This window comes from Streptomyces sp. NPDC096012 (assembly GCF_040426375.1).
Lineage (GTDB): Bacteria > Actinomycetota > Actinomycetes > Streptomycetales > Streptomycetaceae > Streptomyces.
Genome location: NZ_JBEOTD010000001.1, coordinates 397020 through 414574 on the forward strand (window position 1 = coordinate 397020; position 17555 = coordinate 414574).

The 17555-nt window shown below is 72.8% G+C and carries 14 protein-coding genes and 2 pseudogenes; 9 read left to right on the plus strand and 7 right to left on the minus strand.

Going from position 1 to position 17555, the window contains the following annotated elements; all coding sequences use genetic code 11:
• The first annotated feature begins 24 nt into the window (after positions 1–24).
• Complete coding sequence (locus tag ABVB68_RS01900; RefSeq protein WP_353599038.1) at positions 25–837, plus strand: dioxygenase family protein; 813 nt, start codon at positions 25–27, stop codon at positions 835–837.
• Positions 838–843: 6 nt separating this feature from the next.
• Here ABVB68_RS01900 and ABVB68_RS01905 read toward each other — a convergent pair.
• A pseudogene (locus ABVB68_RS01905) lies at positions 844–1361 on the minus strand (GNAT family N-acetyltransferase).
• 188 nt (positions 1362–1549) lie between these two features.
• Here ABVB68_RS01905 and ABVB68_RS01910 point away from each other — a divergent pair.
• Both ABVB68_RS01910 and ABVB68_RS36845 read left to right on the plus strand, forming a co-directional pair.
• Positions 1550–2545 (plus strand): sigma-70 family RNA polymerase sigma factor, encoded by a 996-nt coding sequence (locus ABVB68_RS01910; RefSeq protein WP_353599039.1) that lies wholly within the window; start codon positions 1550–1552, stop codon positions 2543–2545.
• A 950-nt stretch (positions 2546–3495) separates the two neighbouring features.
• A pseudogene (locus ABVB68_RS36845) lies at positions 3496–3933 on the plus strand (TetR/AcrR family transcriptional regulator); the annotation flags it as partial.
• Between the two features lie 853 nt (positions 3934–4786).
• Here ABVB68_RS36845 and ABVB68_RS01920 read toward each other — a convergent pair.
• Together ABVB68_RS01920 and ABVB68_RS01925 are read right to left on the minus strand one after the other, a co-directional pair.
• A complete protein-coding gene (locus ABVB68_RS01920; RefSeq protein WP_503006003.1) occupies positions 4787–5773 on the minus strand; it encodes a helix-turn-helix transcriptional regulator in 987 nt (328 codons plus the stop codon).
• A gap of 257 nt (positions 5774–6030) precedes the next feature.
• A complete protein-coding gene (locus ABVB68_RS01925; protein WP_353599041.1) occupies positions 6031–6429 on the minus strand; it encodes a VOC family protein in 399 nt (132 codons plus the stop codon).
• A gap of 93 nt (positions 6430–6522) precedes the next feature.
• Here ABVB68_RS01925 and ABVB68_RS01930 point away from each other — a divergent pair, with 93 nt between their 5' ends.
• The 6 genes from ABVB68_RS01930 to ABVB68_RS01955 all read left to right on the plus strand — a co-directional run bounded on the left by ABVB68_RS01930 (position 6523) and on the right by ABVB68_RS01955 (position 12782).
• Complete coding sequence (locus ABVB68_RS01930) at positions 6523–7512, plus strand: helix-turn-helix transcriptional regulator (RefSeq protein ID WP_353599042.1); 990 nt, start codon at positions 6523–6525, stop codon at positions 7510–7512.
• Positions 7513–7737: 225 nt separating this feature from the next.
• Positions 7738–8499: a DeoR/GlpR family DNA-binding transcription regulator gene (locus ABVB68_RS01935; protein ID WP_353599043.1), complete on the plus strand. Its 762-nt coding sequence runs from the start codon at positions 7738–7740 to the stop codon at positions 8497–8499.
• A complete protein-coding gene (pfkB, locus tag ABVB68_RS01940; RefSeq protein WP_353599044.1) occupies positions 8496–9443 on the plus strand; it encodes a 1-phosphofructokinase in 948 nt (315 codons plus the stop codon). Before ABVB68_RS01935 ends, pfkB begins: the two co-directional genes overlap by 4 nt.
• Before the next feature lie 308 nt (positions 9444–9751).
• Positions 9752–10060 (plus strand): hypothetical protein, encoded by a 309-nt coding sequence (locus tag ABVB68_RS01945; RefSeq protein WP_353599045.1) that lies wholly within the window; start codon positions 9752–9754, stop codon positions 10058–10060.
• Entirely contained in the window at positions 10057–12408 is a 2352-nt protein-coding gene (locus tag ABVB68_RS01950; RefSeq protein WP_353599046.1) for a PTS fructose transporter subunit IIABC, read from the plus strand. The genes ABVB68_RS01945 and ABVB68_RS01950 overlap by 4 nt, the downstream gene beginning before the upstream one ends.
• A gap of 122 nt (positions 12409–12530) precedes the next feature.
• On the plus strand, positions 12531–12782 hold the full coding sequence (locus ABVB68_RS01955; protein WP_353599048.1) for a hypothetical protein: 252 nt from the start codon (positions 12531–12533) through the stop codon (positions 12780–12782).
• A 21-nt stretch (positions 12783–12803) separates the two neighbouring features.
• Here the strand turns inward: ABVB68_RS01955 and ABVB68_RS01960 are convergent, their stop codons facing one another.
• The 4 genes from ABVB68_RS01960 to ABVB68_RS01975 all read right to left on the minus strand — a co-directional run bounded on the left by ABVB68_RS01960 (position 12804) and on the right by ABVB68_RS01975 (position 17373).
• A complete protein-coding gene (locus tag ABVB68_RS01960) occupies positions 12804–13550 on the minus strand; it encodes a DUF6227 family protein (protein ID WP_353599049.1) in 747 nt (248 codons plus the stop codon).
• A gap of 157 nt (positions 13551–13707) precedes the next feature.
• Positions 13708–14919: a L,D-transpeptidase gene (locus ABVB68_RS01965; RefSeq protein WP_353599050.1), complete on the minus strand. Its 1212-nt coding sequence runs from the start codon at positions 14917–14919 to the stop codon at positions 13708–13710.
• 150 nt (positions 14920–15069) lie between these two features.
• Complete coding sequence (locus tag ABVB68_RS01970) at positions 15070–16095, minus strand: P1 family peptidase (RefSeq protein WP_353599051.1); 1026 nt, start codon at positions 16093–16095, stop codon at positions 15070–15072.
• Between the two features lie 39 nt (positions 16096–16134).
• Entirely contained in the window at positions 16135–17373 is a 1239-nt protein-coding gene (locus tag ABVB68_RS01975; RefSeq protein WP_353599052.1) for a low temperature requirement protein A, read from the minus strand.
• Between the last annotated feature and the right edge of the window lie 182 nt (positions 17374–17555).

Below are 17555 nucleotides of genomic sequence, written 5' to 3' on the forward strand. Positions count from 1 at the left end.
ATCTGGAGATCGGGAGCCGCGACCATGTCCGCCACCGCCCAGGACGTCGCTCAGGGCGCCACGCCGGAGCGCCTGCCCGCCCTGTACCTCAGTCACGGCGCCCCGCCGCTCGCCGACGACCCCGTCTGGCCCGGCCAGCTCGCCGCCTGGGCCGCCGGCCTGCCCCGCCCCAGGGCCGTCCTCATGATCTCCGCCCACTGGGAGGAGGCCCCGCTCGCCCTGGGCGCGGTGGAGCCCGTCCCGCTGGTCTACGACTTCTGGGGCTTCCCCGAGCATTACTACCGGGTCCGGTACGACGCCCCCGGCGCCCCCGGGCTGGCCGAATCCGTCCGCAAGCTGCTGCGGGCCCCCGGCACTCCCGTCCAGGACATCCCCGACCGCGGCCTCGACCACGGCGCCTACGTCCCGCTCGTCGAGATGTTCCCGGCCGCCGACATCCCCGTCCTGCAGATCTCCATGCCCACCCTCGACCCGGTCCGCCTGATGGACATCGGCCGCAAGCTCGCCCCGCTGCGCGACGAGGGCGTGCTGATCGTCGGCTCCGGGTTCTTCACCCACAACCTCGCCGCCCTGCGGCACACCGGCGGCGTCCCGGGCTGGTCCTCCGAATTCGACGACTGGGGCCGGCGTGCCCTGGAGTCCCGCGACTGGGACGCGCTGCTCGACTTCCTGAACAAGGCCCCGGCCGGCCGCTACGCCCACCCGCGCACCGAGCACTTCGCCCCGCTCTTCGTGACCATGGGCGCGGCGGAGGCGGCCGGGGAACTCGACGCGCAGCGATCGGTCATCGACGGGTTCTGGATGGGGATGGCGAAGCGGTCGGTCCAGTTCGGCTGACCGGCCTCACAGCTCCTTCTCGTACCAGGCCACGTCCCAGTAGCGGCCGAACTTGCGGCCGATCTCGTGGTAGGTGCCGATGTACCGGAAGCCGAAACGGGCGTGCAGCCGCCGGGAGGCCTCGTTCGGCTGGGTGATCCCGGCGTAGGCGCGGTGTACGTCCTGCTCGGCCAGCGCCTCGAAGAGGGCGTCGTACAGCAGGCTGCCGATCCCGCGCCGGCCGGCGTCCGGTGCGACGTACACCGTGGTCTCCACCGAGGTGCCGTACGCGGGCTTCGGCCGGTGAGGGCTGGATGTGGCGTACCCCAGAATCCGCTGTGAGAGCGCGTCACTCGCAACCATCAGGCGGTGCGGGCCGTCTTCCGGGTGGGAGAGCAGCCAAGGGCGGCGCTCTTCCGCAGTGAGATGGCCGTGTCGAATGTGATGGCCGTCTCGCGCACGTAGTGGTTGTAGAGATCCGTGAGGGCCTCCAGGTCGCTCTCGACTCCCGGCCTGACCTGCACCTCTGCGTGTACCGACGGCATCCTGCCTCCCCGCGTGGCCGACAGGGTACTGCATGATCAGAAAAATCGGGGGGCGGGTTGGGAATTCTGTCCGGATTCCAGTCGTTGTTTCCCACGGATGCAGGGCACTCGGAGAGACTCCGAAGACAGTCCCCGAAGCGCCGAGCGTTCACGACCACCCGCCAACCCACCATCGCAAGGGAGCACGCATGGCAACCCGTGCCGTCGCCCGTCGTCAGTCCGCCATCGGCGAGACGGCCGACTCGGCAAGCAGTGTTCGCGCCCGTGGGGAGATCGCCGACCGCGACCTGGTCGGTATGTACCTCGACGAGATCGCGCGCACGCCGCTGCTCGACGCCGCAAAAGAGGTCGAGCTGTCACAGACCATCGAGGCGGGTGTGTTCGCGCGGCAGGTCCTCGACGGGTGCGAGGAGAGCAAGGCCGACGCCACCCGCGAGGAGCTGGAGGCGCTGGTCGCTGCGGGTGAGCGGGCAAAGGACGTCTTCATCCGCTCCAACCTCCGCCTGGTCGTCGCGGTCGCCCGGCGCTACCCGCGCAGTGGCCTGCCGCTGCTCGACCTGATCCAGGAGGGCAACGCCGGCCTGGTGCGCGCCGTCGAGAAGTTCGACTACCGCAAGGGCTTCAAGTTCTCGACGTACGCCACCTGGTGGATCCGCCAGGCCATCACCCGCTCCATCGCCGACCAGTCCCGCACCATCCGGCTGCCCGTCCACCTCGTGGAGGAGCTGGGCCGCATCCGCCGAGTGCAGCGCGAGTTCAACCGCGAGAACGGCCGCGAGCCGGAGCCCGCCGAGATCGCGGCGGAGCTGGGTTCGACGCCGGAGCGCGTCATCGACGTCCTCGACTGGGCCCGCGACCCGGTCTCGCTGAACATGGCGGTGGACGACGAGGGCGAGACCCAGTTCGGCGACCTGCTGGAGGACACCTCGGCGGTCTCCCCCGAGCAGTCCGTGATGACGCTGCTGCGCAGTGAGGAACTGGACGACCTGATCGGCCGCCTGGACCAGCGCACGGCCTCCATCATCAAGATGCGCTACGGCATCGACGACGGCCGCGAGCGCACCCTGACCGAGGTCGGCAAGGAGCACGGCCTGACCCGTGAGCGCATCCGCCAGATCGAGAAGCACGCGCTCCTCGAGCTGAAGAAGCTCGCCCGCGACACCGGCTTCGACGCTGCGGCGTAACGGAGCCGGGGGGCGGGGGCGCGGCGCGCGGTTCCGTGCCGTGCGGGGCGCGTCGGACGGCTCCGTTCGGTGCGGTGGCGCCTAGAGTGGTTCCGTTCGGTGCGGGGTGCCCAGGGCGGTTCTGTTCGGCGCGGGAGCGTGCCGGGCGGGCGAACGGGTCCCCGCGGTGCGGCGTACGCCCGGTGGCGAAAGACGGCGCAAACATGACGTGGTCCCGTCGCTTCAAGTCCCAGGCCGGCGGGAACAACCCTTCCGGGCCCAGGAGCGGGGCTCCAGGACCGCACTCCCCACCACACCGCAGTACGCACCACGGCAGCCACGGCAGTACGCTCACCACGGCGGTACCCACCACCGCGGTACGCACCGCCACCCCACCGCAGGACCGCAGCATCGGGTCAGCAGCACATCGGGCAGCACATCGCACGAACGGCCGGGTCGGTCCATCTCCGACCGGGTCACCACACCGACACCGCAGGATCGGCCTGGTCGCCCCGCCTTCGACCGGGTCACGACACCGGACTCGCACCATCGGCTCGGTCGCCCCACCTTCGACCGGGTCACGACATCGCCCGCACCATCGGCCGTGGCGGACCGCCGTCCCCCACGCGGCCTCACACCATCGGCCGACCCACGTGAGCCACGTCCCGACGCAATCCCCCCCCCGGCGCCGGGACCTCCCAGAGCCGGGCTTCGGCGCCTACCCCCCCCAGGCGCCGGAGCCCGGCTCCTTTTGCGGTGCCGGGGATTCCCGGCACCCCCTGGGGGTTGAGGGCGGCGCATGGGAACGGCGGCCCACCCCGTACCTGAACCCCGGGGTGGACCGCCGGATGGCAGATTCTGTCACATGGGCATAGCCTGCCGAGATGAGCACCACCCCCAACCCCGCCCACCAGCGGTTTTCCGCCTCCGCGCCGGTCTCCCTCACCGAACGCCGGAAGGCCGAAACCCGTATGGAGATCGCTCGGGCGGCGGCCGGCCTGTTCGTCCACCAGGGCCTGCGCGCCACCCGAGCCGAGGACATCGCCCTGGCCGCGGGCGTCGCACCGCGGACGTTCTACCGCTACTTCGCCACAAAAGAGGAAGCGGTGGCTCCGCTGTACGCGGCGGGCGCCCAGCGCTGGGCGGAAGCGGTACGCGCGGCCCCGGCCGACCTCACTGTCCCGGAGGCACTGGAACACGCCGTCCGCCACACCCTCACCCCCGGGTCCGCCGTGTCCGCCGCCACCTGGGAATGGGTCCGCACCCTGGTCCGCCTGGCCGACACCAGCCCGGCTCTGCGCAAGGTCTGGGCGGAGGTGTGCCAGGCGGCGGAAGGGACCCTTGGCGAGATCCTCGCGGCACGCCGGTCCGCGGGCAGGGACGCCGACAACGTTGCCGCGCCACCGGCACCGGCCACCTGCGCCCCACCACCGGCCGCTTCCGCACCGGCCCCCTCCGCCTCGGCACCGACCCCGTCGGCCTCGGCACCGGCCGCTTCCGTGCCGACTCCCTCCGCCTCGGCACCGGCCCCGACCCCGTCGGCCTCGGCACCGGCCGCTTCCGCGTCGGCCCCCTCCGTCCCCTCTTCGGTACCGGCCCCCTCCGCCTCGGTGCACGTCACCCCCGCCCTCCGCTTCGGCGCGGCCGTCGCCGGGGCCGCCGTCCGCGTGGCCGTGGAGTCCTGGGCCGCCACGGCGTCTCCGCCCACCGGTCCCCAGGGCCCGGCGGCACTCGCGCTGCGGAACCTGCGCGCGCTGCGGGACTTCGGCTGGGACGCCGAGGACGCGGAGGACACGGGAAGCCGGGAAGACGCGGAAGACCAGATTCCGGGCGAGCGTGGGCGTCCACGTCGCTGAGACCGCAGCCGCCCGAGCGTGAGGGTCGTATCGGACATGCGCTCGCCAGGCTCGGCCGCTCGCCAGGCTTGGCCGCTTCTCACGGCTCGGCCCGCCGCCAGGCTCGGCTTGCCGCTCGGCTCGGCCGCTCGCCAGGCCCGGCCGCTTTTCACGGCTCCGGCCCGCCGCCAGGCTCCGCTCGGCCGCTCGGCTCGGCCTCCGCCTGCCGCTCGGCTCGGCCTCCGCGTTTGCCGTCCGGCTCAGCCTCCGCCTGCCATCCGGCTCAGCCTCCGCCTGCCATCCGGCTCAGCCTCCGCCTGCCGCTCGGCTCGGCCTCCGCGCTTGCCGTCCGGCTCGGCCTCCGCGCTTGCCGTCCGGCTCAGCCTCCGCCTGCCGCTCGGCTCAGCCCCGGCGTTTGCCGTCCGGCTCAGCCTCCGCCTGCCGCCCGGCTCAGCCTCCCGCCCAGTTCTCTCGCGCTCCGCACCAAGGCCGCCGGCTCTCTTACGGTGAACTCGCAGCCCGCCATCGCCAGCCGTACCGCGAGCCACTCCACGGGATCGCCGGTGGTGCCGCGCAGGACGCACCCGCCCTCTCCGTCGTCCTCGGGTGTCCCCACCCGCGTGGGCAGCCGTGTGGCGATGCGCTCCGCCGGTGCGGCGAACCGGACCTCGAACGCGTACGTGTCCTGCCGCCGGCTGATGGAGTGCCGCAGGTATTCGGCCGCGCTGCCGGTGGGCAACTCCCGTGGCGCGAACCGGACACCGGTCGCGAACGGCGCGCTGACCCGGTCCACCCGGAACGTGCGCCAGTCCGCCCGATCGACGTCGTAGGCGACCAGGTACCACCGGCGCCCGGTCGACACCAGCCGGTGCGGTTCGGTCAGCCGGCGTGAGTCGCCGCCGTCCTTGTCGCGGTAGGCGAACCGCAGCCGTTCCCGCCCTGCCACCGTGGAGGCCATCACGGTCAGCGTCTCCGGCGCGATGTTCGCACCGTCCCCGCTGGTCAGCGGCGTCGTGGCGGCCTGCAGCGTGGCCACCCGGTGCCGCAGCCCGGCCGGCAGCACCTGCTCCAGCTTGGCCAGCGCCCGTACCGACGCCTCGTCCACACCCGCCAGGGCGTGCCCGGCGCCGGCGCGCAGTCCGACCGCGATCGCGACGGCCTCCTCGTCGTCCAGCACCAGCGGCGGCATGGCCTTGCCCGCGACGAGCCGGTAGCCGCCGTCCGCGCCCCTCGTGGCCTGCACCGGGTAGCCGAGTTCGCGCAGGCGGTCGATGTCCCGGCGCACCGTACGGCGCGACACCCCGAGCCGGTCGGCCAGCTCGCCACCGGGCCACTCGCGCGGGGTCTGGAGGAGGGAGAGCAGGTGCAGGAGCCGGGCCGGGGTGTCCGCCATGGCTACGAGGATGCCGTACATGCAGGTCATGGACTGACCTCATGGTGCTGCTGTCGCTCACCCACGCTCCGGCCATGCCTCCGCCTCTGCCGGGTACCGCGCCACCGGGCCCAGCGCCGGCATTCCGCTGGCGGCGCCGGCGTGTCGCAGGCCCTGCCGGCCCGCTGAGCCTCCGGGGCGAGCCGGGAGTGCTCGTCGACCGCGGTGTGCAGGAAGCCGCAGCCGACCTTGCCGGTGCCGGGACCGGCTGGCTCCCGCGCGGGTGACCGTGTGCGGCGTCAGCGAGCGAACTTCTCGGCGGCGGCCGGAGTGACCGGCGTGAAGAAATTGACGAGGTTGCCGTCGGGGTCGCGGAAGAGCAGCGACCGGTTGCCCCACGGCATCGTGGTGGGCTCGTTGACGAAGTCGCCGACGAAACCGGTCAGGTTGGCGTACACCCGGTCCACGTCGTCGACGAGGAACTCGATGATCACGCTGCTGTTGTCCGCCGGGCGAGCGGAACCCGGAGCGAACAGCGGGACGGTGCGGGTGCCGGCGATCGCGAGGGTGGCGCAGGGGGTTCCGAGTTCGGCGAAGTCCTCGGTGGCCCAGGTCGCCGGCAACCCCGTCGCCTTCCCGTAGAACTCGACGAGGCGCGCCACGTCGCTGGTGATGATCCGGATCGAGACGAAGTCCATGGTGTTCTCCCGCGTTGACGGAGCCGTTGGGCTTCGCAGGCTAGGACGGATAGCGGACAGAACCGGTCCGGTATTCGCATTAGGCTTCCCCGCATGTCTCGACCTACCGGGCGCGTGCTGACTCTCCTGGAGCTGCTGCAGTCGGGCGGCATCCGGACGGCGGCTGAACTCGCGGACCGGCTCGGCGTCGACGGCCGGACCGTGCGGCGGTATGTGGACCAGCTGATCGACCTCGACGTGCCGGTGGAGGCGGTGCGGGGCCGCTACGGCGGGTACCGGCTCGCCTCCGGGTACCGCTTGCCTCCACTCATGCTCAGCGACGACGAAGCGCTCGCCGTACTGCTCGGCCTGGTCGCCGGTCGCCGGGAGGGGCTGACGACGGCGGCGGACACGGCGAGCGAGACGGCAGCGGCCAAGATCCGCAGGGTGCTGCCCAAGCGCTTGGCCCGCCGGCTCGACAGGGTCCTGGAATCCCTCGCGTTCACGGCCCCGCCCGGCCGGTTCGCCACCCCGGACTCCGAGGTCCTGCTCACCGTCGCCGATGCGGTGCGCCACCGGCGGCCGCTCTCGATCAGATACACCGACCGCGACGGCCGACGCAGCGAACGCTCACTGCACGCGTACGGGATCGTCGCCCATTCGGGCCGGTGGTACGTCACGGGCGCGGACCCCGGGATCGGCGAGGACCGGACCTTCCGGCTCGATCGCATCGCGGCCGCGAGGACCCTGCCCGGCTCGTTCGAGGCGCCCGCCGGACCTGATCCGGCACAGCGCGTGCTGTCGGGGTTCGCCACGGCCGAGTACCGGTACGAGGTGGTCCTGCGGATCCATGGGACGGTCGATCAGATCCGCGCCCGCCTTCCGGCCGGCGTCGCGAGCCTGGAGGACCCCGCTCCCGCGCCGGGCGCGGATCCGGCGACCGAGCGTTGGCTGCGAGTCGAACTGAGGGCGGAAAGGCTCGACTGGCTGCCGCCGGTACTCGCCTCACTTGACCGGCCGTTCGTCATCGAACGCCCTCATGAACTGCGCACCCTCGTCATCGCGCTCGCCGACCGCCTCGCAGCCCGCGCCCGCCGAGCCTGACGCCTGACAGCGGTAGACCCAGGCCCGTAGCGGTCCCCAGTGCTTCGGACACACTCGGAAGCCCATTCATGCCCGAATGTGGTCCGAATCTGTTTACTTTCCGGAAGTGCTGGCGTAGCGTGCCGGTTAAACCACACGTTCGGGCATTGCTTGAGAAGCGATCGGGCGCCCGGGCACCGGAAGCGACGGGCCGGTGATCGGCCCCTCACCTCGGAGGCCGACGACATGTACGCACCGGAACGGCAGCAGGAGATCCTCCGGCTCGCCCGTGACGGCGGCCGGGTGGACGTGCTGTCGCTGGCCGAGGAGTTCCAGGTCACGGCGGAGACGATCCGCCGCGATCTGAAGGCACTCGACCGGGCCGGCCTCGTCCGCCGGGTGCACGGCGGTGCCATCCCCGTCGGCCGCCTCGACTTCGAACCGGACCTCACCGAGCGCGAGTCCACCGCCGCCGACGAGAAGGACCGCATCGCCAAGGCGGCCCTCACCGAGGTGCCGGCCGAGGGCACGATGATCCTCGACGCCGGTACGACGCTGGCCCGGGTCGCCGCGGCGCTCCCGCTGGAGTCCTCCCTCACCGTCGTCACGCACAGCCTGCCCATCGCCGCCCGCCTGGCCGACCATCCGGGCATCCAGCTCCACCTGGTCGGTGGGCGCGTACGGCACCGTACGCGCGCCGCCGTGGACGCCTGGGCGCTCCGCGCGTACGCCGAGATCCGCGCCGACGTGCTGTTCGTGGCCGCGAACGGCTTCTCCGCCGAGCACGGTCTGACCACCCCCGACCTCGCCGAGGCCGCGGTCAAGCGCGCGGCCGTCGCCGCCGCCCGCCGCGTCGTCCTGCTCGCCGACTCCACCAAGCACGGCCAGGAGCACTTCGCCCGCTTCGGCGACCTGAACGACGTGGACCTGCTGATCACCGACAGCGGGCTGAGCCCCGAGGACGCCGCCGTCATCGAGCGCGGCGGCACGGAAGTGGTACGCGCATGATCCTCACGGTCACCCCCAACCCGTCCCTGGACCGCACCTACGAGGTCGTCGCCCTGACGCGCGGCGAGGTCATCCGCGCCGACACCGAGCGCACCGACCCCGGCGGCAAGGGCGTGAACGTCTCGCGCGCCGTCGCGGCCGCCGGACGGCGCACGGTCGCGGTCCTCCCCCTGGGGGGTGCGGCGGGTGCGCTCGTCGCCGATCTGCTCGACGTGCAGGGCATCGAGGTCGCGCCGGTCGCGATCGCCGGAGCCACCCGTTCCAACATCGCGCTGGCGGAGTCCGACGGGGTGCTCACGAAGATCAACGCGCCCGGACCGGAGCTGTCGGCGGGCGAACAGGAACTGCTGCTGGACACGGTGCGCGAGCAGTCGCGCGACGCGGACTGGATCGCGTGCTGCGGCAGCCTGCCCCGGGGGCTCGCGCCCTCCTGGTACGCCGAGGTCGTCACGCGAGCGCACGCCGGGGGAGCGCGCATCGCCCTGGACACCTCGGGGCGGGCGCTCCTCGAGGCGCTGCGCGCCCGGCCCGACGTGGTGAAGCCCAACGCCCAGGAGCTCGCGCAAGCCGTCGGCCGCCCGCTGGCGACCGTGGGTGACGCGGTGAAGGCGGCCGAGGAACTGCGCGGGCTGGGAGCACGCGCCGTGCTCGCGAGCCTGGGCGCCGACGGCCAGCTCCTCGTGGAGGACACCGGCGCCTGGTTCGGCAGCGCCCGCGTGGGCGGCGTCCGCAGCAACGTGGGCGCCGGCGACGCCTCCCTGGCCGGCTTCCTCATCGCAGGCGGCAGCGGCCCCGAGGCCCTCGCCTCCGCCGTCGCCCACGGCGCCGCCGCCGTCCAGCTGCCGGGCAGCGTGATGCCGGCCCCCGCCGACCTGGATCCGGCGACGGTGACCGTCACCGCCGACCTCCCCCTGGAACGCGAGCTGACGGAGCCGACCCCATGACCCCGCCCCCACCCCCCACCGGCCGCCCGCTCACCCCCTCCAGGCGGCCCGAGTACCGAAGCGACCGCGCCGAGCACCGAAGCCACCGCGCCGAGCGCGGGACGCCGGGTTCTCCCGGCCGCCGCGCTTCCCGTACGGACAGGTGTCCCCGTACGACCAGGTCGCCCCGTACGGACAGGTGTCCCCGTACGACCAGGTCGCCCCGTACGGCCACGTTGCCCCGTACGACCAGGTCCCTCCGTACGGCCACGCTCCCCCGCACGACCAGGTCCCCCCGTACGACCACGTGCCTCCACCGGATCCCCAGCGTGCACGGCATCCCCGGCGTGTACCGCACCCCCAGCGTGCACGGCATCCCCGGCGTGTACCGCACCCCCAGCGGACACCGCATCCCCAGCGTGCACCGCATCCCCGGCGTGCACGGCATCCCCGGCGTGCACGGCATCCCCGGCGTGCACCACACCCCCTGCGTGCACGGCATCCAGGGCGTGCACCGCACCCCCAGCGGACACCGCATCCCCAGCGTGCACCGCACCCCCACCCCCCACCGCACCCCCGTCCCCCTTTCCGCCCACCCCTCCCCCCGGGCGATATGCGTGCAGAGGAGCCCGCGATGAGCGAGCTGATCACCGCGGACCTGGTCGACCTCGACCTGTCCGCCGACACCAAGGAAGCGGCGGCGCGTGCCCTCGCCGAGCGCATGCTGGCCCAGGGCCGGGTGACCGACCTGGCGGGCTTCCTCGCCGACGTGGCGGCCCGCGAGGCCCAGATGCCGACCGGTCTCGACGGCGGCATCGGCATCCCGCACTGCCGTAGCGCCCACGTCACCGAGCCGACCCTCGCCTTCGGCCGCAGCACCGCCGGTGTCGACTTCGGCGCCGCGGACGGCCCGGCCGACCTGATCTTCCTGATCGCCGCCCCGGCCGGCGCCGACGACGCCCACCTGACGATCCTCTCCTCACTGGCCCGCCAGTTGATGAACGCCGAGTTCACCTCCGCGCTGCGTGCGGCGGAGGGCCCGGAGACGGCCGCGGCGCTCATCCGGGGTGACGAGGCGCGGACGGCGGCGGAACCGGGCCACGGTGCGCCGGACGCGCGGGGTGCCGCGGCGGGCACCGGCGGCAGCGCGGACGCCGGTGGCGCCGACGCCGGCAGCGTGCACGCCGGTGGTGCGCAGAGCGCTTCGGCCCCCGCCGAGGGCGCCGTCGCGGACGCCACGTCCGCCTCCCAAGACACCGCCGCGGCGCCGGTGGCGGCCTCCGCCGGCGCCGCGGCGGGCAGTACCGCGGGCGGTGACGCGGCCGGGGCGGCGGCCGGCAGGGCGGGGGACACGGCGGGCAGTGCGGCGGGCGGGGCGGCCGACAGTGCGGCGGGGGATGCGGCGCCCGCGGCGGGCGCAGCCGCGTCGGCGCAGGCGGCTTCCGGTGGGGCCGGCCCGGACGTGGAGTCCGGTGAGCGCCCCTTCCGCGTCGTCGCCGTCACCTCCTGCCCGACCGGCATCGCCCACACCTACATGGCGGCCGAGTCCCTGCAGAACGCGGCACGCGAGGCGGGTGTCGAGCTGATCGCCGAGACCCAGGGCTCGGCCGGCTTCACCCGGCTGGACCCGGCGTTGATCGCGGCGGCCGACGGAGTGATCTTCGCGCACGACGTCCCGGTACGCGACAAGGACCGCTTCGCGGGCAAGCCGACCGTCGACGTCGGGGTGAAGGCGGGCATCAACCGCCCCGGCGACCTCATCGCGGAGGTCCGCGAGAAGGCGGCGCGCGGCGAGAGGAGCGCCCCGGCGGCCGCCTCGGGCGGCACACCGGTCACGCGCACGGGCGACTCCACGGAGGGCTACGGCACCAAGCTCCGCAAGTGGCTGATGTCCGGCGTCAGCTACATGGTCCCGTTCGTCGCCGCGGGCGGCCTGCTCATCGCCCTCGGCTTCGCGATCGGCGGCTGGCAGGTCGACAAGGCACCCTCGGTCATGGACCACTTCCTGTGGACGCAGTCCGGAAGCTGGGGCGCCCTGCTCTTCCAGATCGGCCAGGTGGCCTTCAAGTTCCTCGTCCCGGTACTGGCCGGCTTCATCGCCTACGGCATGGCCGACCGGCCCGGTCTCGTCCCCGGCTTCGTCGGCGGTGCGATCGCGCTGAACATCAACGCGGGCTTCCTCGGCGGCCTGGCGGCCGGTCTCATCGCCGGCGGCGTGGTGCTGGGCGTCCAGCGGGTGCGGATCCCGACGGCGTTCCGCGGCATCATGCCCGTGGTGGTGATCCCGCTGATCTCCACGGCGATCGTCGGTTTCCTGATGTTCGTCGTGATCGGCAAACCCATCGCCACCGCCCAGAAGGCTCTGACGGACTGGCTGAGCGGCCTCACCGGCACCAACGCCGTCCTGCTCGGTGCCCTGCTCGGCCTGATGATGTGCTTCGACCTCGGCGGCCCGGTCAACAAGGTCGCCTACACCTTCGCCACCGCCGGCATCGCCGTCTCCGACCCCAGCGGCTCGGCCATGAAGATCATGGCCGCCGTGATGGCGGCCGGCATGGTCCCGCCGCTGGCGATGGCCCTGGCCACCACGGTCCGCGCCAGGCTGTTCACCCCCACCGAGCGCGAGAACGGAAAGGCCGCCTGGGTCCTGGGCGCCTCCTTCATCACCGAGGGCGCGATCCCCTTCGCCGCGGCGGACCCCCTGCGGGTCATCCCGTCCTCGATGGTGGGCGGCGCGCTCACCGGAGCCCTGTCGATGACCTTCGGCGCCACCCTGCGCGCCCCGCACGGCGGTGTCTTCGTGGTCCCGCTGATCGGCAACCCGTTCCTCTACCTCGCCGCCATCGCGGCCGGCGTCTGCGTCAGCACGGCCCTGGTGGTCCTCCTGAAGGGCATGCGCAAGCAGGCCCCGGACGCGGCCGCCGCCGGCCCGGCCGACGCGGCCGTCACGTCGAAGGAGGCGAAGCAGCAGCCGGTGGCCGCCTGACCGCCACGCCCCCCGCTCCCGCGGTCTTGTCCTATTAGTTCGCTGTGAGTTGTTCACTCCGTCATGCGATATACGTCACGGTCCGGGGCCAAAGTCCCGGACCGTGGTGTGTACTGGGCCGCATGGCTGAGCACGTCCCGACTCCGGAGCTGATCGGCGTGGCCGTCCTCGCTGCGGCGAGCGTGACCTGGGCCGTCGTCCTGTGGCGGCTGCTGCGCCGCCCCGGGCCCCGGGCCACCGGCCGGCGCCCCGCCGAGCCCCTGCCGGCCCTGCCGCGCCAGCGCCAGGCCGGCCCCGCGCTGGAATCCGTCGAACTGACTCCGGCGGAGCAGGACGCGTTCGCCGGCCTCATGCGTCAACTGGCCGACAGCTGAGGGCGGAAGGCGCCCCGCTGCTCATCCCCGGCGGGCCGCGCGCCGTTCCATGGCGTCCCGGGCCGCCTGCTCGGACATGTACACCTCGCACATGTGCCGCCCGTCGGGGGTCGCCGTGTGCTCGACCTCCCACAGGCAGGTCTCACTGCCGTCCGGCAGCAGGAACGCGTGCTCGTACAGCGCGTAGCTCAGTCCCGCTCGTCCGGTCCGCCCCGGCCGGCCGAAGGCCTGCGTGATCCCGTGCGCGGTCGCCGTCGCCAGCAGCGCCGCCGTCCGGGCGCCGGGGCGGTCGGGGTTCTCCGCGCGGCGCAGGAGCCGGCGCGCGTGGTCCGCCGAGTCACCCGAGGCGAACACGTGCCGGGGCTCGGGAATCGCCCACAGCCGCATCAGCGCGGGCAGCTCGAAGACGGGCGTGTCCGGAGGCAGTCCGAGCCGTGACGTGGCGGCCTGCAGTTCCTCCTCGTCGACGTACACCTCGTGCTCCTGGACGCCACCGGGGGTGGGATTGTGCACGAGCTCCCACAGGGTGACCGCCGAACCGTCGGCGAGCAGCCAGGTGTGCCGGTAGGTCTCGCGGTGCAGCCCCGCACTGTGGTGCGCGGAGTGCAGCGAACCGTCGTACGCCAGGGCGCAGTCGAGCTGCCGTATCACCTCGTCCGGAAGCTCGAAGGAGTTCAGGGCACGGCCGAGGAGTCGCGCGAGGTGCTCCTCCGGAGACTCGGGCGACTCGGCTGGTTCGCACGCTGCGGTCTCGTACGGAACGCTCAAGACATCTCCCGGCGTTGCTGCATGTCACCTTGTGGGTGCATACCGTAGCCCCTCGGTCGGACATCATGTCCGGGAACCGGGAAAACGTACGCCGGGAAAACGGGCGGGCCGCGCGAAATGTTCCCGCGCGGCCCGCCGTTCGGTCAAAAGACGCCGCTCAGACCGCACTTCCCGCGGTCCAGGCGCTCCAGGCCATGTTCCAGCCGTTGAGGCCGTTGTCCGGCGCCACCGTCTTGTCGGGGGAGTTCTTCACGATCACGACGTCCCCGACGAGCGTGTTGTCGAAGAACCACTTGGCCGACGTGGCGCCCTGCGCCCCCTGCACGTCCGCGAGGCCGACGCAGCCGTGGCTGGTGCCCTGGCGCCCGAAGGGCGGGTTGCCCTTGTTGTACCAGTAGTTGCCGTGGATGAACGTCCCCGACTGCGTCAGCCGCATCGCGTGCGGCACGTCCGGGATGTCGTACTCCCCGCCGTAGCCGACCGTCGAGCCGTTCATCCGGGTCTGCGTGAACTTCTCGGAGATCACCATCTGCCCGTTGTACGTGGTGTGGTCCGGGCTTCCCGCGGAGATCGGCACCGACTTGATCGTCCTGCCGTCCCGTACGACCGTCATCGTCTGCGTGTTGACGTCGACCGTGGAGACCTGTGACCGCCCGACGGTGAAGGAGACGGTCTTCTTCTGCACCCCGTAGACGCCCTTCGCGCCCTGGACCCCGTCCAGGTCGATCCGCATGGTGACCTTGGAGCCGGCCTTCCAGTACTCCTGGGGCCGGAAGTCCAGCCGCTGGTCCCCGAACCAGTGCCCGACCACCTGCTGGCCGCTGCTGGAGTCGACCGTGATGTGCGACTGCACGGCCTTCTTGTCGGTGATGGACTTGTCGAAGGTGAACGACACCGGCATGCCCGCCCCGACCGTCGCGCCGTTGTCCGGCGTGTAGGTGCCGATGAAGCTGTTGGCCGTGGTGACGGTGGAGAAGATGGAGTTGGCCGCCGCCGTACGTCCGTCGGCGTCCTTGGCGGTCGCGGCTATCTCGTACTTGGTGCCGCGTTCGAGCTGCTGCTTCGGCTTCCAGCTGCCGCCGTCCGCCGATATCGCCCCCGGCACGGCCTGCCCCGACCCCGCCACGGTCATCTTCACGCCGGTCAGCTTTCCGCCGCTGACCTTCACCCCGGTCGCGTTGATGGACGCGTCCGTCGAACCGTCCTCGGCCGAGATCGCGATCTTCGCCGTCGACGTCTTGGCGGAGTCCTTGCCGTTCTTGCTGTCGGCGCTGGCGCTGCCGCCGCAGGCGGTCAGGGTGAGGGCGCCGACCACCAGGGCGGCACAGGCCACCATTGTGCGCCGCGCTGCAATGTCCGGCGTTGTCACGGGCTGCTCCAGTTCGTGTGATGTGAGTGATCCGTTCCAGTGCGTGGAGAAAGAGGGCACCGGCGCCCGGCGGGGTTCCCTCCGTAGCCCGTGAACGCCATCACGTGACAGAACCGCGACAATCCATACCCGACAGGGACCGCGGACCTCCTAGCCCCTGCCGTACAACTCCCCGTACGACGGCCACGATCCACCCGGTCCTGCCACCGACTCGGCGGCGCGCACGGCCCGTACGATCGCGCGCGTCACCAGATCCGCACCGGCGGCGAGGACGTCGTTGAACGCCAGCGGGTGCGCGTCCAGCGGGTGCGCGCCGGTCGCCAGCGCGAACACCGTGTCCCCGTCGTGCAGGAGGTGCACGGGCCGCACGGCGCGGGCGATCCCGTCGTGCGCCGTGCCCGCCAGCTTCTGCGCCTGCGCCTTCGACAGGTCCGCGTCCGTGGCCACCACCGCCAGCGTCGTGTTGAGCGGCGGGGGCGCGTTGCCGGCGGCGGTCTCGGCGAGCCGGCGACGCGCGGCCTCGTGCACGCGCTCCTGCGGATACTCCACCCGGCCCTGGAACAACTCCCCGTACAGCGCACCGGTTTCGGGATCCACCACCGACCCCGCCGCGTTGGCGACCACCAGCGCGGCCACGGTGATCCCCGAGCCGAGTACGGCACTCGCGGTGCCCACCCCGCCCTTGAGTCCTCCCGCGACGGCGCCCGTGCCCGCGCCCACGTTCCCTTCGGGCACCGGAGCGCCCGGTGCGGTCGCCGCCGCGGCCTCGACCGCCGCGCGCCCGGTCGCGGCGTCCGGCCGCGCGCGGAAGTCGCCCCCGCGTCCCAGGTCGAAGACGCACGCGGCGGGCACGACCGGCACGACATGCGCCGGGTCCGTCCCCACCGGCACCCCGCGTCCCCGCTCCTCCAGCCAGGCCATCACACCGGAGGCGGCGTCGAGCCCGTACGCGCTGCCACCGGTCAGCACCACGGCGTCGACCTTCTGCACCACGTTGCGTGGGTCGAGCGCGTCGGTCTCCTTGGTGCCGGGTCCGCCGCCGCGCACGTCCACGGCGGCGACGGCACCATCCTCGGGGGCCAGGACGACCGTGGTGCCCGTGAGCCGGCCGTCCCCGCGGCGGGTGGCGTGCCCCACCCGCAGACCGGCGACGTCCGTCAATGCGTCAACTGTCATGGGCGCCAGTCTGTCCCAGGCGGGGACGCGTGCCGGGGTTCAGCCGGCCGGTGCCGCGACGTCCGCCCCGCGGTCCCGGCGGTCCGTGCGGGCGGCCAGTACCGCTCCGGTGGCCACCGCCGCCGTGCAGACGAGGCCCGCGGCGAGCACGGCCCAGTGGCCCAGGAAGGTGCAGCAGATCACCAGCAGGGCCGTGCCGGGCAGCACCAGCTGCTGGGCGATGCCCACCTTGAAGTGCCGCGAGTGCAGCGCCCAGACGGCCAGCAGGTACAGGGCCGTCGGCAGCGTCACGGCCGCCGAGGCGGAGAGCGTGGAGATGTGCGTCTTGCCGACGGCCTGTTCCACGGCCACCTCGAGGCCCGCGCCGATGGCCGCGGCCGAGGCGAAGATCAGGTAGTGGCCGTATCCCCAGAGGAACGCCTGCCGGCTGGAGCGCAGGTGGCCGTGGATGGGCACCACGAAGTAGATCCACCACGCGAAGAAGACGATCAGCAGCCCGCCCGCCGCGATGGGCAGCAGCTCGCCGAGCGCGTCGTGCTCGTCCACGGCCGACTTCACGGCGACCGTGGACGCGGCGATCGTCTCGCCGAGCACGATGATGGTGAACAGGCCGAACCGCTCGGCGATGTGATGCGGATGCCAGGACGTCCTGTGATGCCTCTCGGCGAAGAGCGGTACGCACAGTTCCGCGACGGCCATCACCAGGAAGACCCAGGGCCGGGCGGGTTGGGGCAGCGCCACGAGCCCGAACCAGCCGATCATGCACAGCAGCACGCCGAAGGCGTACCGGAGCGCCATGCGTCTCTCCGCGCCGGTGGCCGCTCGCGCGGCTCTCAGCCACTGCGTGGCCATCGCCAGCCGCATGATCAGGTAGCCGAGCCAGACCATCACGTAGTCCTGGTGCTGGAAGGCCCGGGAGACGCCGGCGGCCAGGACCAGGACACCGGCGATCTGCGCCAGGGTGACGAGGCGGTAGAGCACGTCGTCGTTGTCGTACGCCGAGGCGAACCAGGAGAAGTTCATCCACGCCCACCAGATGGCGAAGAACACCATCGCGTAGTTGAGGATCCCGTGGCCCGCGTGGCCCTCTGCCACGGCATGCACCAGTTGTACGCCCGCCTGCGCGATCGCCACGACGAAGCACAGGTCGAAGAGGAGCTCCAGCGGGGAGGAGACCCGGTGCGCCTCGTCGCGTCCGCGTGCGGTGAGCCGCCGCAGGAGACGGGATGACTGCGGTGCGCCCGGGGTGCCGGGCCCCGGAGCGGAACTGGACGTCATGTCCCCCAGGACAGCAGAAAACCGCATCGAAAGCCTGCACGCTTTGTGAATCGCTTCACGAGTGGACCCTTCCGGGCGGGTGCCCGCCTGGCACGGTGGGCGTCCGTGAGCGGGTGCCGGCGTGGCCCGGTCGGCGTCCGCGGAGCCGTCCGGCGGACCGCTTCCGGACGGCTCCGGCCGGC